Raw genomic sequence first — 233 nt, 5'->3', positions numbered from 1 at the left:
ATTGACTGAGCCCGATTATGGTTCTAACCCTTCTGGTATGGTTACTAATTTTAAAGACAAAGGTGATTATTATCTTTTGAATGGAGCCAAAATGTGGATTTCTAATGCTCCCTTTGCTGATATTGCTATTGTTTGGGCTAAAGATGAATCTGGAAGAATTCATGGTCTTATTGTTGAACGTGGAATGGAAGGGTTTACAACTCCCGAAACACACAATAAATGGTCTTTAAGAG

Annotated in this window: 1 protein-coding gene; it reads left to right on the top strand. The window is 36.9% G+C overall.

Translation table 11 applies throughout. The features are described from left to right. Nucleotides 1-233: acyl-CoA dehydrogenase family protein (locus H2O73_RS24385; protein WP_182110847.1), on the top strand; the 233-nt coding region annotated here is incomplete at both ends.

The organism is Vibrio marinisediminis (assembly GCF_014050145.1).
Lineage (GTDB): Bacteria > Pseudomonadota > Gammaproteobacteria > Enterobacterales > Vibrionaceae > Vibrio > Vibrio marinisediminis.
The sequence above is the reverse complement of the archived record's forward strand: the minus strand, read 5'-3'. Positions and strand labels throughout refer to the sequence as shown.